Raw genomic sequence first — 13,624 nt, 5'->3', positions numbered from 1 at the left:
GCTGACGCTGCTTCATCCCCACACTCCTCCTCCTCAAAGAATGAAGTGTTGCGACCACCCGTTGAACCCACCGGGAAAAGTGGATTGTCGGCTTTGCAGACGAGACTTAGTGTAAGCGGACATCACGACGGAGAGAACGATGCGCCGCAACGTCATGTGTCCCATAGCCGCTGTTTTGATCCTGTCACCGATCGGCGCTGCCACGGCACAGACTCGGCCGCTCACGGGAACATCTATCTTTCAGTCCGCAGGGTATGGCGCCTACCCTTTGAGCTCGAGCAGCGAGCCTAAAATCTGTCTTACGCGAACCAGCAATGGTGCACGGGAATGCCGGACGCGCGACGAGTGGGCTCGAATTGCCCATAAGCTGAGCAAGAAGCCCCAGGGCGGGTAAGCCGGTTGGGCGTTAGCCGACGGTCCTGGTATGATCGGGCAATGCCAGCGGCCGTCTTGCGGCCTTTCGCCCCGCTGCGGCGACGATGACTGCGCTGGACAGGAGGATGCTCGACACTAGCGCGCCGACCGACAGCAGGCCGACGGTGGTGACCGAGGCGTCGAAGGTGGTGCGCTTGCCGATCCGGATCGAGACTTTGGCGGCGGGGGCTTGGCGGGTTTCGTTTCGTGCGGGGTGCGTTGGGGTCTTCATCGGCCGAGGCTGAACCTTTCGCGGCTTTCGGGCAAGTCGGCGATTGGTGCGGCTGCGGTTGCGATGAGCTCCAGGCGCGCCTGTGAGGGTGTGGCGGATCGGGCGGGGCCGTGGCGGATGCCGATGAGGTGGACGCGGGAGAAGAGCCGCGAACGGGTTTCCCTCCCCTGTCGTGCCGAGTAGGGATCGCGCGAAGTCGCCACCTGCTCGGGACGAACGGTTATGATGAAGAACGCGCTGGCCCTCCTCGGTTCTGCCCTCGGGCTGACGCTCGCCGGGTGTGCGTATCCGTATACGCCCCCTGCCCTTGCGCCGATTACCGCGCCCGCTCCGACCACGACGGCGGCGGCTGCGATGCCGGGCGAGGCTCGGGCGCCGGTTACGATCCTCGTGTCGATCGATGGCTTCCGGCCGGATTATCTCGACCGGGGGGTGACGCCCAATCTCAACCGATTGCGTGCGGGCGGGGTGTTCGCGAGCATGCGGCCGTCGTTTCCAAGCATCACCTTTCCTAATCACTGGACGCTGGTGACAGGGCTTCGGCCCGATCGCAGCGGGATCGTCGGGAACAGGATGGAGGATCCGGCGCGGCAGGGCGAGACGTTCACGATGGCGACCGACGATCCGTTCTGGTGGAACGAGAGTTCGCCGATCTGGGTCGATGCGGAGAAGGCGGGCATCCGGACGGCGACGATGTTCTGGCCGGGCGCGAACGTCGCGGTCGGCGGCAAGGTGAAGCCCGACAGCCACGGGGCGATAGAGGGCGGTACGCGGCCGGAGGACTGGCAGCAGTTCAACCAGCAGGTGTCGGTGACGCAGCGGGTCAACGCGGTGCTCGACTGGATGCGGCGGCCGGCCGCGATCCGGCCTAAGCTGGTGACGTTGTATTTCGATACGGTCGACAGCGCGGGTCATGCGGGTGGGCCGGACAGCGCTGGCGTGACCCAGGCGGTGGCGGATGTCGATGCGAGCATCGGCGCGCTGGTCGATGGGCTTGCCGCGCTGGGGCAGCGGGCCAACCTGGTGATCGTCGCGGATCACGGAATGGCGGCGACTAGCAGCACGCGGGTCGTGGCGCTCGATACGATCGCGGACAAGGCGGACTATCGCACCGTCGAGATGGGGCCGTACGCGACCCTGTTCGCAGTACCGGGGCATGAGGCGGCGCTGGAGGCGCGGTTGCTGAAGCCGCACGATCATCTGCAATGCTGGCGCAAGGGGGAGATCCCGGCGCGGTTCCATTATGGGCGCAATCCGCGGGTGCCGAGCTATCTGTGCCTCGCCGATGTCGGCTGGCGGGTCGATCCGAGCGCGCCGACCAAGGCTTCGGTCGGCGGGATGCACGGCTATGACAACATGGCGCCCGAGATGCGCGCGCTGTTCATCGCCAACGGGCCGGCGTTCGTAGCAGGCAAGATGATTGCGAGCTTCGACAACGTGGCAATCGAGCCATTGCTGCGTGATCTGATCGGGTTGCCGGCCGAAGCGGGGCTGGACGGCACCGACGCACCCTTCCAGAAGGTGCTGCAACGATAAGAGGAGAGGTTGTGCAGTATTTCGAGGATATCGAGATCGGTCGGACCGCGTCGTTCGGTTCCTACGCGGTCACGCGCGAGGAGGTGATGGACTTCGCCGCGAAATACGATCCGCAGCCGTTTCATCTGTCCGACGAGGCGGCCGCGCAGACGCATTTCGGGCGGTTGTCGGCGAGCGGGTGGCATACGTGCGCGATGGTGATGTCTATGGTGGTCGCGAACCTGAAGGAGAACCAGCAGGCCGGGCTCGGGTCGCCGGGGATCGACGAACTGAAGTGGGTGAAGCCGGTGTATCCGGGGGACACGCTGCGCTGCGAGACCGAAATCCTGGAGAAGCGCGTGTCGGCGAGCCGGCCGGAGATGGGGATCTTCAAGAGCCGGATGCGGGTGTTCAATCAGGACGACGTGATGGTGATGATGTTCGTGTCTAATGGGTTAGTAGCTACCCGCCCTGCTGGCACGCCGACCGCTTGATTGGCGGTCGATCGCCCCTCACGTAATCCGGCTCTTCGTCTGACGTTGGTGTTTTTCACGCGAAGGCGCGAAGGTGCTAAGAGAAGATTTGTTCACGCGGAGACGCGGAGGCGCGGAGAGATTTAGGATGGCAGAGCTTCATCGTGAGCTTCACTGTCGCGATGAGTGGACCGCGCCGTTCCTGAACTAGTCTCCGCGTCTCCGCGTGAAAAACTAATGCTTCTCTTCGCGCCTTCGCGCCTTCGCGTGAACCAAACCTGCTCTAGTTACTGCGCCGGACGACCGCCGCCGCGGTTGCCACCGCCCTGACGTCCGCCACCGAAGCGCTGTCCACCGCCGAAACGCTGGCCGCCGCCGCGATTGCCTCGGAATGCGCCGTCGCCACGGTTGCCGCGGAAGCCGCCTTGGACCTGGGGCTGCTGCGGGTTGGCGACCTGGCCGGGCTGCGGAGGCTGGCCGGGTTGACCGAACTGGCCGCGACCGGGACCACGGCCGCGATCGTCGCCGCGGCCGGGACGGCCGTTGCCGAACTGTCCCTGACCGGGCGTGCCAGGATTATTTTGATAGCCCGGACGGTTGCCACGCCAGCCGCCGTCTCGGCCGCCATTGCCTCGGTTGCCAAACCCGCCCCAGTTGCCGCGGCCACCGTCGTTGTGGTTGCCGCGATATTGCTGGCGGCCCTGCCAGTAGCGCTGCTGGTTGCCGTTCCAGCGGTGTGGGCGGCGGTAGCGGTCGTAGACGTAGACGCCCGAGCCGGGATAATAATAATCGCCGCTCCAGCCGTAGTAGGAGTTGAGGCCGCCATAGCCTGCGAAGCCATCATAGCCCGCGCCGTAATAGCCGTCGCCGTAGCCACCGCCGTAATAGGGGTCACTGGCATAGCCGACGCCCGCGCCGCCATAGCCGTACCCGTCGGTGCAGCCTGCGACGCCTAGTCCGAGACCCAAGGCTAGGCCGATAATGCCGAAGCGCTTCATAAACATGGAGGTTCTCCCGTACGTGGAGAGCGGACACAACGCGCCGCCATTCATCGCACAACGGAGTCCTTATGTCGCAAGTTCCATGAATGGGGTCTGACAAGGTTTGGGGGCTGGCGCGAGCGCGACCTGCTTGACCCGACCATGCGTCGCGGCCGGCTGTGATTAACCCATGAAGCAAACCGCGACTACATCACCTCCCCGGCGAAGGCCGGGGTCCAATAGGGACGAAAGAGGTAATGGCGGACAGTCATCCGTTAGCAGCGTTCCCCAATTGGGCCCCGGCCTCCGCCGGGGAGGTGGTGAATTTGGTGACGTGCCGTCGGCGCGCGGTCAGTGTCCGGGGAAGTGAATCAGCGCGGTCGCGTCGATGCCATCCGAGCGCAGTGCTTCCGCGCCGCCGAGGTCGGGGAGGTCGACCAGGAACTGGGCTTGCGTGACCACCGCGCCGGCCTTGTGGAGCAGGCGGACGGCGGCGCGGGCGGTGCCGCCGGTGGCGATCAGGTCGTCGACCAGCAGGACGCGTGCGCCGGGGGCGAAGGCGTCGGCGTGAATCGCGATGCGGTCGGTGCCGTATTCCAGAGCATAGTCTTCGGCGATGGTGGCGCCGGGGAGCTTGCCGTCCTTGCGGATCAGCAGGACGCCGGCCCTGAGCGGTGCGGCGAGCGCGGCGGCGAAGAGGAAGCCGCGGGCTTCGATGCCGGCGACCAGGTCGACGGGGCCGGAGACTGCCGCGACCATCCGCTCGATCGCGGTCGCCCAGCCGTGCGGGTCGAGCAGCAAGGTGGTGATGTCGCGGAACTGGATGCCGGGCTTGGGGAAGTCCGGAATGGTACGGATCAGCGCCTTCAGGTCGGCGTTGCGCTCGTTGGTATCGGCCATGGACGTTCCCTTCTTCGCGCAGAGCAGCGGCCGTATTGCGGCGCGGCGCTACGGCCAAAATGAAAGCGGCGGATCAGGCTGTTTGCCCGTCCGCCGCTCCCTCTATCCGTGCGCCCTTACCGCGGGAGCCGGGCCGTCATCAATGCTTAACGTCGCGCCAGACGTTCTGGTACGCGCCCCAGGCGAGGCCGCAGAAGATCAGGATGAAGATGATCGACGCGAACCCGGCCGCATGGCGTGCCTCGAGATTGGGCTCGGCGGTCCAGGTCAGGAACGCGGCGACGTCGGTCGACATCTGCTCCTTGGTGGCCTTCGTCCCGTCCGCATAGCCGACCTGGCCATCCGAGGTCAGCGGCGGCGGCATCGCGATGTTGAGGTTCGCGAAATACGGGTTGTAGTGAAGACCCTCGGGCGTCTTGATGTCCGGGAATTCCTTCAACATCTTGGCCGACTGCGGCTGGTAGCCGGTCAGCAGCGAGTGGATGTACGCCCCGCCATCGTGACGCGCCTTGGTCATCAGCGAGAGATCGGGCGGCAACGCGTTGTTGTTCGCGGCGCGGGCGGCGACGTCGTTGGCGAACGGCAGCGGGAAGTGATCCGACGGGATGTTCTTCCGCGTCGCCGCCTCACCCGTCTCCGGGTTGATCGACGGCTGCTCGATCACCCACTGGTTGGCGATCGCCTTAACCTCAGGCTCCGAATAGCCGATCTTCTGTAGGTCGCGGAACGCCACCAGGCGCAGCGAGTGGCAGGCGGCGCAGACTTCCTTGTAGACCTGGAACCCGCGCTGGAGCTGGCGACGGTCGAACTTGCCGAACACGCCGTTCGAGGCGAGGTCCAACTCCTTCGGGTGGAGATGATACTCGCTCTCGGCGGTCGGTGCGACGGGGTCGGTGATGGCCCCGTAGACGCTGCCGAACAGCGCGATGCCGAGCACCAGCACGAAGGCCGCGCCGACCAGGGATGCGATGAGACGAACCATGTGTGTGTCCTCTAGTTCGTATCAGTGCGCGGTGTGCGGCGCAGAGGCCGTCGACAGCGCGGTCTGGGCCGGGCTCGTGCCACCGTGATTGGCCAGGACGGCCTCGGTGATCGAGTTGGGCAGCGGCCGCGGTCGCTCGGAGCGCGAGATCAGCGGCAGGATGATCAGGAAATGCGCGAAGTAATAGGCCGCGCAGATCTGGCTCAGGATCACGTACGTCGCCGTCGCCGGTGCACCGCCGCAATAGCCGAGGATCAGAATGTCGGCGACCAGCACCCAGAACGCGATCCGCGCCTTGGGCCGATAGTTCATCGAACGGACCGGCGAGCTGTCCAGCCAGGGCAGGAAGAACAGCAGCAGGATCGAGCCGAACATCGCCAGCACGCCCCAGAGCTTGGCCGGCAGGATGAAGTCCGCGGTGAAGGCGCGCAGGATCGCGTAAAACGGCCAGAAATACCATTCCGGCACGATGTGCGCGGGCGTCGACAGCGGGTTCGCCGGGATGTAATTGTCCGGGTGGCCGAGATAGTTCGGGAAGAAGAACAGCAGGCCGGCGAAGATCAGCATGAAGATCCCGAGCCCGAAGCCGTCCTTGGCGGTGTAATAGGGGTGGAACGGGACGGTGTCCTGCTCGCCCTTCACGTCGACGCCGGTCGGGTTGTTCGAGCCGGGGATGTGCAGCGCCCAGATGTGCAGGATGATGACGCCCGCGATCACGAACGGCAGCAGGTAATGCAGCGAGAAGAAGCGGTTGAGCGCGGCGTTATCGGGCGCGAATCCGCCGAGCAGCCAGATGCGGATGGTATCGCCGACCAGCGGGATCGCCGAGAAGAACCCGGTGATGACCTGCGCGCCCCAGAAGCTCATCTGGCCCCAGGGAAGCACGTAGCCCATGAACGCGGTCGCCATCATCAGCAGGAAGATGACCACGCCGAGAAGCCACACCATCTCTCGTGGTGCCTTGTACGAGCCGTAATAGAGCCCGCGGAAGATGTGCGTGTAGACGACGATGAAGAACATCGAGGCGCCGTTCGCGTGGGCGTAGCGCAGGAACCAGCCCGCATTGACGTCGCGCATGATGCTTTCGACCGAGTCGAACGCGACCAGGCCGTTGGCGGCATAGTGCATCGCCAGGACGATGCCGGTGACGATCTGGATCGCCAGCGCGGCGCCGGCGAGGACGCCGAAGTTCCAGAAGTAATTGAGGTTGCGGGGGACGGGATAGCCGCCGCCGAGTGAATTATAGACGAGCCGGGGAACGGGAAGCCGCTCATCCAGCCACCGCGTCAGCGGCAGCTTCGGTTCGTATTGCTTGGCCCAGGGAAAGCTCATGTCGTTTTCCTCAGCCTACCGTGACGACGGTGTCGGAGTTGAAGGCATAGTCCGGAACGTGGAGGTTCGACGGAGCGGGGCCTTTGCGGATGCGCGCGGCGGTGTCGTAGGCCGAGCCGTGGCACGGACAGAAATAGCCGCCGAACGGCCCTTTGTTCTCGCCCTCGCCCGCGCCGAGCGGGACGCAGCCGAGATGCGTGCAGACGCCCAGCGTGATCAGCCAGTTCTTCTTGCCCGCCTTGGTGCGCTGCTCCAGCGTCTGCGGATCGCGCAGCGTCGAGATATCGACCGCGTCGGCTTCCGAGATTTCCTTCGGCGTCAGGTTGCGCACGAAGAGCGGCTGCTTGCGGAACGAGGTCTTGATCGCCTGGCCGGGGAGGATCTTCGACAGGTCGATCTCGGTGGTCGACTGTGCGAGCACGTCGGCGCTCGGGTTCATCTGGTTGATCAGCGGCAGGACGATCGCGACCGCGCCGACACCGGCGAACGAGACGGCGGCAATGTTGATGAAATCACGGCGGCGAGGATCATGGGCCTCTTCGTGAAACGGCTCTGGCGATTCGCCGGGGGGAACCATGTCGTCGACTGTCGCCATTCATCTCGCCCTTGCACGTTATTTTTTTCGTGACGGGCTGGGCTTTCGGTTTCGCGAAACCATATCCCCAATCCGTCCGACCGTCCCCACGGAGGCTGTGCTTTGATAGACGGCGGGGCGCGGGTTTGCCAACTGCAATTTGCTTTGGGTTACCGCCTTGCTAGGGGATCGGGCATGAGAATTGCCCTCTATCAGCCCGACATCGCCGGAAATGTCGGCGCGATCCTGCGGACCGCCGCGTGCATGGGGATCGGCGTCGACCTGATCGAACCAATGGGATTCACGTGGAGCGAGAAGGCCGTGGCGCGCTCGGGGATGGATTATGTGGGGGCGGTCGACGTGGTGCGGCACGTCGATTGGGATGCGTTTCTGGCGCAGGTGGAGGGGCGGATCGTGTTGCTGACGACGAAGGGCGCGGTGCGGCTGGATGTGGCCGAGTTTCGTAGCGACGACGTGTTGCTGATGGGGAGCGAGGGGGCCGGGGTGCCGGAGGACGTGCATGCGCGAGCCGATGTGCGGGTGCTGATCCCGATGCGGCCGGGGTTGCGGTCGATGAATATTTCCGTGGCGACGGGGATCGTGGCCGCGGAGGCGTTGCGGCAGACGGGCGGCTGGCCAAACTGATCCTCCCCGGCACGGGGAGGGGGACCAGCGAAGCTGGTGGAGGGGGTTCACCGCGGACGTACCGCTTCGTCATCACAACCGGTACGCTCGTGGAAGCCCCCCTCCACCCTTCGGCCAAGTAGCCGAACGGTCCCCCTCCCCGTGCCGGGGAGGATTTGGTAGAGACGCCGCCATGACCGATCTCGACCCCCAGCAAGCCGCCGCCCGAACCTGGTTCGAATCCCTGCGCGATCGTATCTGCGCGGAGTTCGAGGCCATCGAACGCGAGGCGGGCTCCGACGCGTCGTTCGAGTACACGCCGTGGGACCGGATCGATCCTTCGGGCGAACCGGGTGGTGGCGGCGTGCGCGGCGTGATGAAGGGCAAGGTCTTCGAGAAGGTCGGCGTCAACGTCTCGACCGTCGGCGGCACGTTCGAGGGCGACTTCGCCAAGTCGATCCACGGTGCGGGCGAAGATCCGCGGTTCTTCGCGACCGGGATCAGCCTGGTCGCACATATGACCAACCCGCATGTGCCGGCGGTGCACATGAACTGCCGCTTCCTCAACACCACCAAGCGCTGGTTCGGCGGCGGCGGCGATCTCAACCCGCCCTTGCCGATCGAGGAGGATACCGCCGACTTCCACGCGACGATGAAGGCGGCGTGCGACGCGCATGATCCGTCGCATTACCCGCGCTTCAAGGAGTGGGCGGAGACGTATTTCTACATTCCGCACCGGAAGGTGAGCCGCGGTGAGGGCGGCATTTTCTTCGATCATCTCGATAGCGATTTCGAAACCAATTTCGCCTTCACGCGCGATGTCGGCGAGGCGTTTCTCGATGCGTATCCGCGGATCGTGCGGCGGCGGATGGATACGCCGTTCGATGCCGCCGACGAGGCGCAGATGCTCGAATGGCGTGGGCGGTATGCCGAATTCAACCTCGTCTATGACCGGGGGACGCTGTTCGGGCTCAAGACCGGTGGCAACATCGACGCGATCCTGATGAGCCTGCCGCCGCGCGCTACGTGGTCGTGATCCAGTGGCGCTGATCCCGGTTGCCGACGACGTCCTCGCGACGATCGTCACGACGCTGGAGATCCGCAAGCGGCCACCGCTGCGGCCGAGCCCGGGATCGCGGTTGCGGCTGGTGAAGTGGGAGCGGCCGGCGCTGGAGAAATACCGTGCGCTGTTCCGGCGGGTGGGGAGCCCGTGGCTGTGGTTCTCGCGGCTGGTGATGGCGGACGACGTGCTGGCGGCGATCGTGCATGATCCGGGGATCGCGGTGTATGCGGTGCTCGATCCGGCGGGAATCGAGGTCGGGATGCTCGAACTCGACTTCCGTGAGGCGGGCGCTTGCGAGATCTCGTATTTCGGGCTGATTTCGGAATTGGCGGGGCAAGGTCATGGGCGGTGGCTGATGGCCGAGGCTTGCGCTCGGGCCTGGGCCAAGGGGGTGGAGCGGGTCTGGCTGCACACCTGCACGCTCGACCATCCCAGCGCGCTGGGATTCTATCGCGCGCAGGGGTTCGTGGCGGTGAAGCGGACGATCGAGACGTTTCCCGACCCGCGGGCTTCCGGGTTGCTGCCGCCGGAGACCGCGCCACAGATTCCGTACCTCGGAAAGGGGCGTGGGGCCTAACCCACTCGGCAACTGAGCCGACTTGTTGCCGATCCCGTTCGACCATGTTCACCTCCCCGGCGGAGGCCGGGGTCCAATTGGGGGACGTTGCTAACTGAGCGCGGCGGCCGATTACTGCGACCTTTCCAATTGGGCCCCGGCCTCCGCCGGGGAGGTGCTTTCGATCAGGCGGGCTCGCCCCTTACCGCGCCAGGCGGCGGTAGGCGGAGATTGCTATCAGCGCCATCGCTATACCCGCCGCCATCGCCGCCACCGCAGCGCCGGCGTCGACGATCGCCAACGCGACCGGGTTGGCCTGCCCGCCGTCGCGCAACGCCTTGTCGAGCATCATGAACGGCGCACCGACGAGCCAGCCGCTGATGTAGCTGAACGCGGCCAACCCCATCAGCGGGAGCCCCGAGCCTCGGCTGAGCGTAAAGCTGCGGCGGATCGCTCCCAATGCACCGAGCGGGGCTTCGGCGAACAGTGCGGGGCCGGTCAGCATCGTCCGGCCGAGGATGTAGAGGCCGGGGATCGCGTACAGCAGCAGCCCCGCGCCGGCCGGCAGCGACACGATCACCATCGCCAGCAGGAAACGCGGGAAGATTCGCAGGCAGCGCGTCAACGCCTGCCGCAGGTCGAGATGCTCGCGATCGAGATACAGCGCGTAGAACAGCGACGTGCCGAAGAAGCTCATTACATAGGCGAGCAGATACCAGCCGCCATGCGCCGCCGCCCAGGTCTGCACCGCGTCGGCCCAGACCAGCGCCTGTGCCTCGTTATTGCCTGCCGCGGCATCGGGCATCGGCGGATCGGGTACGACCAGCGCGAGCGCGAACGCGGGCAGGAACAGGAACGGCGCGGCGATCCGCAGCAACAGGTCGCGGTCGCGCTTGAACAGCGTCCAGGCATCGGTGAGGACGGTCGCGAAATCGAGCTTCATCGAGGATTTCATTCCTGGGGAAGTTTCTCTCTGACCGCGACGTAGAGCTGCGCGGTGAAGACCGCGGCGAGCGCGGTGAAGACGGTGGTGACGATCGTGGCGACGACGCCCGACAGGAACGTCGCGGTCGCAATGCCCTTCGCGCCGAGCGCGAGGCGGAAGATGATCCCGGTCACCGACTGCGCGGCCCAGGTGGACACGAGCATGACGATCGCGAACAGGATCAGCACGCCGATGATCCGCCACGTCAGCCCCTTGGTCAGCTGGAAGGAGCGGCGAATCGCACCGACCCCGCGGCGCTCGTTGAGGATGACCGGGTTCAGCAGCACAAGCCGCGCGCCGATCCAGATCGCGACCAGCAGATAGGCCAGACCGTAAAGCGCGGTGAACCCGGCCGCGCTGGCGCTGGGCGGCGTCATCTGCACGCTCGATCCACTCGCGGCCGCGGCGAAATTGAAGCCCGACTGCATCAGCACGATGACCGGCGGTATGACGAGGAGCACCGCAACGAGCGTGATCAGCACCGTGATGCCGAACGCCGGCAACACGCGCGCGCCAGCCTGGCGGCGTGCGGATGCGGCGTCGGTGGCGGGGTCAGTCGCGATCGCGACGATCGCGAGCTGCGACCAGAGCATCGCGACCAGCGTCCCGATCGCCAGCACGCTGCCGACCAGCGCAAAGCTGATCGTCCCCGGCGTCGAGAACGCGACATAGCCGTCGCGGATCACGCTGGGCACGACCATGCCGAGCAGCGCGATCGGCGCCATCATGCCGGTGCGCCCGTTGAGCACTTCGACCGTGCGATCCCAGACCGTCCCCATCTTCACCATGCGTCTTGCTCCCCCGCTGATCTCGGCTCGCGGGTTAGCCCAAGCCCCTGCACTTGACCACATGGTTGCGACACGCGCCGGAGTTGCAACTTGGCGCGCGGGTGCGCAATTGGGATCGGTGACCACCCCCCTCCCCTCCGATATCGAATGGCGGACCAGCGCCGGCCTGACGCCCTATGCCGACGCGCTGGCGGAAATGGAGACGCGCGCGGCCGCAGTCGGCACCGGCGATGCGCGCGAGCTGCTGTGGATGCTCGAACATCCGCCGGTCTACACCGCAGGCACCAGCGCCGAACCGGGCGACCTGATCGACGCGCGCTTTCCGGTGATCCCGACCGGGCGCGGCGGGAAATACACCTATCATGGGCCGGGCCAGCGGATCGGCTATGTCGTGCTAGACCTGACCAAGCGCGGGCGCGACGTCCGCCGCTATGTCCACGCGCTCGAATCCTGGGTGATCGCGGCGCTCGGCGAACTCGGCGTCGAGGCGTTCGCGGTCGATGGCCGGGTCGGCATCTGGACGCTCGATCGGGGACGGGAGGCCAAGATCGGCGCGATCGGCGTTCGGGTAAAACGTTGGGTCACGCTCCACGGCTTCTCGGTGAACGTCGACCCCGATCTGTCGCACTTTGGCGGTATCGTCCCCTGCGGCCTGCCCGAGTTCGGCGTTACCAGCCTGCAATCGCTGGGCATTAAAGCCGATCTTGCAACTTTCGATGCAGCCCTCGCGTTAACAAACGACGCTTTTCTTGAAACAGTTTCTTGTCCTTGAGAAAACGAGGCTTGAGGGCAAGGCGTTATCGGATTAATGTCCACTACGATTTGGGTATTAAGGGCGAGCAGCCAGCCAAATCCTCTATCTAGGGAGCTTCCACATGCGTGCACTCATTTCCAAGGTCCTGACCGGTTCGCTGATCGCCAGCGCAGCACTTGCCGTTTCGGCTTGCGGTCCGAAGACCGAGACGACCACCGACAACACGATGGTCACCGACATGAACGCCACTGAAGGCATGGACACCATGACCGACAACATGACCGCAGTCGACGGCGCGTCGAACGGTGGCATGATGGCCAACGACACCATGATGGCGAACGACACGATGATGTCGAACGACACCATGATGACCAACAACGCAATGTAATCCCGTGGAGATTACCCGCTTCGGCGGGTAGTTTCCGACAGGACCTACGCGGTGTGAAGGGCCGCCCGGGCAACCGGGCGGCCCTTTTCCGTTGTGGCATGCCGCCCCCGATCCCGGCGCCCCCAACGATCGTTCCGGACGCGACGAATCGAGTTTTCGGGCCCGGTGCTGCCGATGTGCTCTCGGCGGTCGGAAAAGGTTAAAATCGCTTGGGAGTTTCCGCGAAACGCTTTAGATTCGGTCCCTTGGAATGCCCCTGGGGAGGTTGGAATGAAAGTGTTGCGTACCGCGCTCGCGCTTTGCGTCGCGTCGAGCGGGCTCGCTGTCGCGCAGTCGGCGTCGGCGCAGTTCTTTTTACAGTCGCGCGATTTTTCGGCCGCTGCAGTGACCGGAGACGAAGCGGATCTGGGGCAGCCCTTGCCCGGTGCGACCCCGGCCGAGACGCGCGCCGCGCTCGTATGGCACATGCGTGCGGCACTGAACGTTGCGGCGCTGCAGTGCCAGTTCGAGCCGACCCTGCTGACCGTGCCGACCTACAATTCGATCCTCGCCGATCACGGTGACGAGTTGAAGAATTCGTTCGACACGCTGACCAAATACTTCGTTCGCGTGAACAAGGCGGCGGGCCCCAAGGCCGGCCAGACCGCGCTCGATCAGTTCGGCACGCGCACCTATTCGAGCTTTGCCACGGTCGCTGCGCAGTACGGCTTCTGCCAGACCGCTGCCTCGATCGGTCGCGACGCGATCTTCACGCCGCGCGGGCATTTCTCCGAGGTCGCGCTGGCGCGCTCGCGTGAGCTGCGCAACAGCCTGATCCCCTGGGGCGAGCAGCGCTTTCCGCGCCGCATCGGTCGCGACACGGCCGCGATGCCGCGCCTCGACGTGATCTGCTGGAACAAGAAGGGCGAGTGGGTCGACAAGAAGTGCGGGGCGCAGAACTGGCCGCCAGCAGGCGTCGGGATCGCCGGACGGTAAGGCATTGGGGGCTGTAAGTCGGGACCAGGTCGGCGTCGATTCCTTCCGGCCCCTGCCCTTATCCCGTATCTTTATTCCGCCGCTCTGCT

At 65.4% G+C, this 13,624-nt stretch carries 16 protein-coding genes; 8 read left to right on the top strand and 8 right to left on the bottom strand.

From position 1 onward, the window contains the following. Positions 1 to 406: 406 nt before the first annotated feature. Positions 407 to 646, bottom strand: a complete 240-nt coding sequence (locus tag IFR23_RS15465) for a hypothetical protein (protein ID WP_192976660.1) — start codon at positions 644 to 646, stop codon at positions 407 to 409. Positions 647 to 871: 225 nt separating this feature from the next. On the opposite strand from IFR23_RS15465, the gene IFR23_RS15460 reads away from it, so the two are divergent. Both IFR23_RS15460 and IFR23_RS15455 read left to right on the top strand, forming a co-directional pair. Next, entirely contained in the window at positions 872 to 2,182 is a 1,311-nt protein-coding gene (locus tag IFR23_RS15460) for an alkaline phosphatase family protein (RefSeq protein ID WP_446740916.1), read from the top strand. Positions 2,183 to 2,193: 11 nt separating this feature from the next. After that, positions 2,194 to 2,655: a MaoC/PaaZ C-terminal domain-containing protein gene (locus IFR23_RS15455; RefSeq protein WP_192976658.1), complete on the top strand. Its 462-nt coding sequence runs from the start codon at positions 2,194 to 2,196 to the stop codon at positions 2,653 to 2,655. Positions 2,656 to 2,921: 266 nt separating this feature from the next. On the opposite strand, the gene IFR23_RS15450 is transcribed toward IFR23_RS15455, so the two are convergent. The 5 genes from IFR23_RS15450 to petA all read right to left on the bottom strand — a co-directional run bounded on the left by IFR23_RS15450 (position 2,922) and on the right by petA (position 7,405). Then, the gene (locus IFR23_RS15450) at positions 2,922 to 3,638 is read right to left on the bottom strand and encodes a hypothetical protein (protein ID WP_192976657.1); all 717 of its coding nucleotides are present in this window, start codon (positions 3,636 to 3,638) and stop codon (positions 2,922 to 2,924) included. Positions 3,639 to 3,965: 327 nt separating this feature from the next. Next, the gene (locus IFR23_RS15445) at positions 3,966 to 4,514 is read right to left on the bottom strand and encodes an adenine phosphoribosyltransferase (RefSeq protein ID WP_192976656.1); all 549 of its coding nucleotides are present in this window, start codon (positions 4,512 to 4,514) and stop codon (positions 3,966 to 3,968) included. A gap of 139 nt (positions 4,515 to 4,653) precedes the next feature. Next, a complete protein-coding gene (locus IFR23_RS15440) occupies positions 4,654 to 5,496 on the bottom strand; it encodes a cytochrome c1 (RefSeq protein ID WP_056055500.1) in 843 nt (280 codons plus the stop codon). Positions 5,497 to 5,517: 21 nt separating this feature from the next. Continuing rightward, positions 5,518 to 6,828 (bottom strand): cytochrome b, encoded by a 1,311-nt coding sequence (locus IFR23_RS15435; protein WP_056055498.1) that lies wholly within the window; start codon positions 6,826 to 6,828, stop codon positions 5,518 to 5,520. Between the two features lie 10 nt (positions 6,829 to 6,838). Further along, a complete protein-coding gene (gene petA, locus IFR23_RS15430; protein WP_056489394.1) occupies positions 6,839 to 7,405 on the bottom strand; it encodes a ubiquinol-cytochrome c reductase iron-sulfur subunit in 567 nt (188 codons plus the stop codon). A gap of 192 nt (positions 7,406 to 7,597) precedes the next feature. Between petA and IFR23_RS15425 the strand changes: the two genes are divergently transcribed. From IFR23_RS15425 to IFR23_RS15415, 3 genes are all read left to right on the top strand, one after another. Continuing rightward, positions 7,598 to 8,047, top strand: a complete 450-nt coding sequence (locus tag IFR23_RS15425; protein WP_192976655.1) for a tRNA (cytidine(34)-2'-O)-methyltransferase — start codon at positions 7,598 to 7,600, stop codon at positions 8,045 to 8,047. A gap of 172 nt (positions 8,048 to 8,219) precedes the next feature. After that, complete coding sequence (hemF, locus tag IFR23_RS15420; protein ID WP_192976654.1) at positions 8,220 to 9,062, top strand: oxygen-dependent coproporphyrinogen oxidase; 843 nt, start codon at positions 8,220 to 8,222, stop codon at positions 9,060 to 9,062. Between the two features lie 4 nt (positions 9,063 to 9,066). Next, positions 9,067 to 9,666 (top strand): GNAT family N-acetyltransferase, encoded by a 600-nt coding sequence (locus IFR23_RS15415; protein ID WP_192976653.1) that lies wholly within the window; start codon positions 9,067 to 9,069, stop codon positions 9,664 to 9,666. A 181-nt stretch (positions 9,667 to 9,847) separates the two neighbouring features. Here the strand turns inward: IFR23_RS15415 and IFR23_RS15410 are convergent, their stop codons facing one another. After that, positions 9,848 to 10,588 carry a hypothetical protein gene (locus tag IFR23_RS15410; protein WP_192976652.1) on the bottom strand — a complete coding sequence of 247 codons (741 nt, stop codon included), beginning with the start codon at positions 10,586 to 10,588 and terminating at the stop codon, positions 9,848 to 9,850. A gap of 8 nt (positions 10,589 to 10,596) precedes the next feature. Continuing rightward, complete coding sequence (locus IFR23_RS15405) at positions 10,597 to 11,418, bottom strand: glycerophosphoryl diester phosphodiesterase membrane domain-containing protein (protein WP_192976651.1); 822 nt, start codon at positions 11,416 to 11,418, stop codon at positions 10,597 to 10,599. Between the two features lie 118 nt (positions 11,419 to 11,536). Here IFR23_RS15405 and lipB point away from each other — a divergent pair, with 118 nt between their 5' ends. The 3 genes from lipB to IFR23_RS15390 all read left to right on the top strand — a co-directional run bounded on the left by lipB (position 11,537) and on the right by IFR23_RS15390 (position 13,535). Then, entirely contained in the window at positions 11,537 to 12,190 is a 654-nt protein-coding gene (lipB, locus tag IFR23_RS15400) for a lipoyl(octanoyl) transferase LipB (RefSeq protein WP_342344976.1), read from the top strand. 103 nt (positions 12,191 to 12,293) lie between these two features. After that, complete coding sequence (locus tag IFR23_RS15395) at positions 12,294 to 12,560, top strand: hypothetical protein (RefSeq protein WP_055881015.1); 267 nt, start codon at positions 12,294 to 12,296, stop codon at positions 12,558 to 12,560. A gap of 270 nt (positions 12,561 to 12,830) precedes the next feature. Continuing rightward, the gene (locus IFR23_RS15390) at positions 12,831 to 13,535 is read left to right on the top strand and encodes a hypothetical protein (RefSeq protein ID WP_192145604.1); all 705 of its coding nucleotides are present in this window, start codon (positions 12,831 to 12,833) and stop codon (positions 13,533 to 13,535) included. Positions 13,536 to 13,624: the final 89 nt, after the last annotated feature.

It is taken from the genome of Sphingomonas sp. CFBP 13603, from assembly GCF_014892665.1.
Lineage (GTDB): Bacteria > Pseudomonadota > Alphaproteobacteria > Sphingomonadales > Sphingomonadaceae > Sphingomonas.
This window is presented reverse-complemented; position numbering and strand designations above follow the sequence as displayed.

Bases quoted from the DNA above. Each gene is read 5' to 3' on its own strand.
- IFR23_RS15465 (WP_192976660.1), bottom strand. From the start codon at position 646: ATGAAGACCCCAACGCACCCCGCACGAAACGAAACCCGCCAAGCCCCC.
- IFR23_RS15460 (WP_446740916.1), top strand. From the start codon at position 872: ATGAAGAACGCGCTGGCCCTCCTCGGTTCTGCCCTCGGGCTGACGCTC.
- IFR23_RS15450 (WP_192976657.1), bottom strand. From the start codon at position 3,638: ATGTTTATGAAGCGCTTCGGCATTATCGGCCTAGCCTTGGGTCTCGGA.
- IFR23_RS15445 (WP_192976656.1), bottom strand. From the start codon at position 4,514: ATGGCCGATACCAACGAGCGCAACGCCGACCTGAAGGCGCTGATCCGT.
- IFR23_RS15440 (WP_056055500.1), bottom strand. From the start codon at position 5,496: ATGGTTCGTCTCATCGCATCCCTGGTCGGCGCGGCCTTCGTGCTGGTG.
- IFR23_RS15435 (WP_056055498.1), bottom strand. From the start codon at position 6,828: ATGAGCTTTCCCTGGGCCAAGCAATACGAACCGAAGCTGCCGCTGACG.
- petA (WP_056489394.1), bottom strand. From the start codon at position 7,405: ATGGTTCCCCCCGGCGAATCGCCAGAGCCGTTTCACGAAGAGGCCCAT.
- IFR23_RS15425 (WP_192976655.1), top strand. From the start codon at position 7,598: ATGAGAATTGCCCTCTATCAGCCCGACATCGCCGGAAATGTCGGCGCG.
- hemF (WP_192976654.1), top strand. From the start codon at position 8,220: ATGACCGATCTCGACCCCCAGCAAGCCGCCGCCCGAACCTGGTTCGAA.
- IFR23_RS15410 (WP_192976652.1), bottom strand. From the start codon at position 10,588: ATGAAGCTCGATTTCGCGACCGTCCTCACCGATGCCTGGACGCTGTTC.
- IFR23_RS15405 (WP_192976651.1), bottom strand. From the start codon at position 11,418: ATGGTGAAGATGGGGACGGTCTGGGATCGCACGGTCGAAGTGCTCAAC.
- IFR23_RS15395 (WP_055881015.1), top strand. From the start codon at position 12,294: ATGCGTGCACTCATTTCCAAGGTCCTGACCGGTTCGCTGATCGCCAGC.
- IFR23_RS15390 (WP_192145604.1), top strand. From the start codon at position 12,831: ATGAAAGTGTTGCGTACCGCGCTCGCGCTTTGCGTCGCGTCGAGCGGG.